The 2,314-nt window shown below is 68.1% G+C and carries 2 protein-coding genes; one reads left to right on the forward strand and one right to left on the reverse strand.

What is annotated here, in order from left to right; all coding sequences use genetic code 11:
* The coding region (locus WAW85_RS10085) for a glutamate--tRNA ligase family protein (protein ID WP_422559481.1) at positions 1–193 on the reverse strand (193 nt) is incomplete at its 3' end.
* A 63-nt stretch (positions 194–256) separates the two neighbouring features.
* On the opposite strand from WAW85_RS10085, the gene WAW85_RS10090 reads away from it, so the two are divergent.
* Entirely contained in the window at positions 257–2,014 is a 1,758-nt protein-coding gene (locus WAW85_RS10090; protein WP_422559482.1) for an ABC transporter ATP-binding protein, read from the forward strand.
* The last annotated feature ends 300 nt before the right edge of the window (positions 2,015–2,314 follow it).

Here is a 2,314-nt window from a genome sequence, read left to right on the forward strand (position 1 = left end):
AATCAAGGCCGATCGCGGCGAGGTCGGCAAGCTGACGTTCGGCGGCCCGCGGACGGACCCGGTCGAGATCCTCCATGCGGATCAGGAAGTCGCGGCCGGTCGACCGCGCGAACAGCCACGCCAGCAACGCCGTCCGCAGGTTCCCGATGTGCAGGTCCCCGGATGGGGAAGGAGCGAAGCGACCGGCGGGCATGTCCATCACCGTAGTCCGCCGCCGTCGTCGGTTTCCGGACGCGATTGATACCGTCAGCGGATCATGATCTCCTTCGGCCCGGTCACCGACTCGCAGCTGATCCCGTTGATCGGTACCGGTGTGCTGATCGTTGCGTGGGCGGCGGCCGGCGTGATCGCATTGGTGTATCGGCGGCGACGCGGTCCGGTCATCACAGTGGCCGGAGCGCCCGCGGTCTCGGTGGTCCGGCTCTCGAAGAAGTACGGCGACCGGGTGGTCCTCGACGATGTCAGCTTCGACGTCCCGGCGGGTCGGGTTGTGGCCCTCCTCGGCCCGAACGGCGCAGGCAAGACGACGTTGCTGCGGGCCATGGCCGGCCTTGTCGAAGCCGACGCGGGGCGGGTGGCGATCTTCGGATCTCCCGTCGCTCCGGGTGCTCCGATCCTCACCCGCGTCGGCATCACGATCGACGAACCCGGTGTGGTGCCGCACCTGACCGGTCGCGAGGGCCTGACCTCGTTGTGGAAGATCGGCGGCCGCGATCGGGCCGACGCGCAGGTCGACACCGTCGTCGAGCTGACCGGACTTGCGCGGTTCGCTGATCAACGCGCCGAGACGTACAGCATGGGCACGCGGCAGCGGCTCGCTCTGGCCCAAGCGATGCTCGGCCTGCCCGACGTGCTGATTCTCGACGAGCCTACCAACGGGCTGGACCCGGATCAGATTCGGGACCTGGTCGCCGCCCTCGCCCGGTATGCCGCCACCGGGCGCACCGTTGTCGTGGCCACCCATCAATTGCCTGAGCTGGCACCGCTGTGCACCGATGCGCTGGTCCTGCGCGACGGCGCCATCTCCTGGGCGGGGCCTCTCGACAGCGTCGTGGGCGCGGCGTTCGACGACGCCCCGGCCTGCCTTGATCGGTTGAGTGCGGTCTATCGCGCCGCGAACCCCAGGTCGGTGCCGCCTGATGTCGGTGCCAGTCTGTCGATTCCACCCGCCCGCGGCGACTCGCTGATCGGCCCATCGCCGCGGGCGCTCAGTGTGCGGACGGAGATCGGTCGGCAATTGCAGCGACGCGGCACCTGGGTGATTTTGCTCGCGGCGACCGTCCTTCCGCTGGCCCTGGCCGGGGTATTGGCTGCGGGCAACTCCAGGTTCGTCATCGAGGGCGATGTGATCGGTGCGCTGGCGAGCAGCAGCGCAGGGAACTTCACGGTGATGATGCTGTACCTCGGGTGTCAACTGCTGCTGGTGGTGGTTGTTGCGTACCTGTTCGGTGAGGCGATCGCTCGCGAATCGCAGTGGCGATACCTACGGGTGCTAGCGACCGTTCCCGTCTCGCGCAGCCGACTTGTGCTGGTGAAGGCGGCGGCTCTCGCGGTGATCGTGGCCGCGACGGCGATCGTCTTTGCCGTGGTCAGCTACGTGATCGGCTGGGCGTTCTTCGGGACGGGCATGCTGCTGCCGATCGCCGGGCCGGGAGTCACCGGCAGCGCCGTCCCGATCCGACTCGCGATGATGCTCGGTTACATTCTGGTCTATCTGACCTGGATCGCCGCGCTCGCGCTGTTGCTGTCCACGCTGGCGGGGGACAATACGACCGTTGCCGTGACCGGGACGATCGCGGTGACCCTCGGCGGCCATCTGCTGGGTGCCCTCGGTGCCCTCGGACCGGCGCGCGGTCTGCTGCCGACGCGCAACTACGCGGCGTGGCTGGACGCGAGCCGAACCGTGTTCGACCCGACCCAGGCGATGTGGGGCCTCTTCGTCTCTCTGCTGTACGCCTCGACACTGGTAGCCGGCGCCCTGGTCGTGTTGAATGTTCGGGAGATCCGCCGCTAACCTGGATGTTTGCCATTGCGTGCACGGAATTGGGGTGTGTTAGATTTCTCGCATTTGGCGGTCGGCGAGTGATCTCGTCGGCGATGGGGAGGCGCATTGTGACTGACAATTTCGATCCGGTGGCATCAGTAGGCGGGCAGACGCCGCCCGGGTCGCTTCCGCCCGGGTCGCTTCCGCCCGGGTCGCCTCCGCACCGGCCGCAGCCAGGCGCGCCGCAACCTATTCCGGATCGGCACTTCCCATCACCGGGGCAGACAGTTCCCGGGCAGCAGATGGCCGGCCAGCAGGGGAGGTCGTTCC

It is taken from the genome of Gordonia sp. (in: high G+C Gram-positive bacteria) (assembly GCF_049299075.1).
GTDB lineage: Bacteria > Actinomycetota > Actinomycetes > Mycobacteriales > Mycobacteriaceae > Gordonia.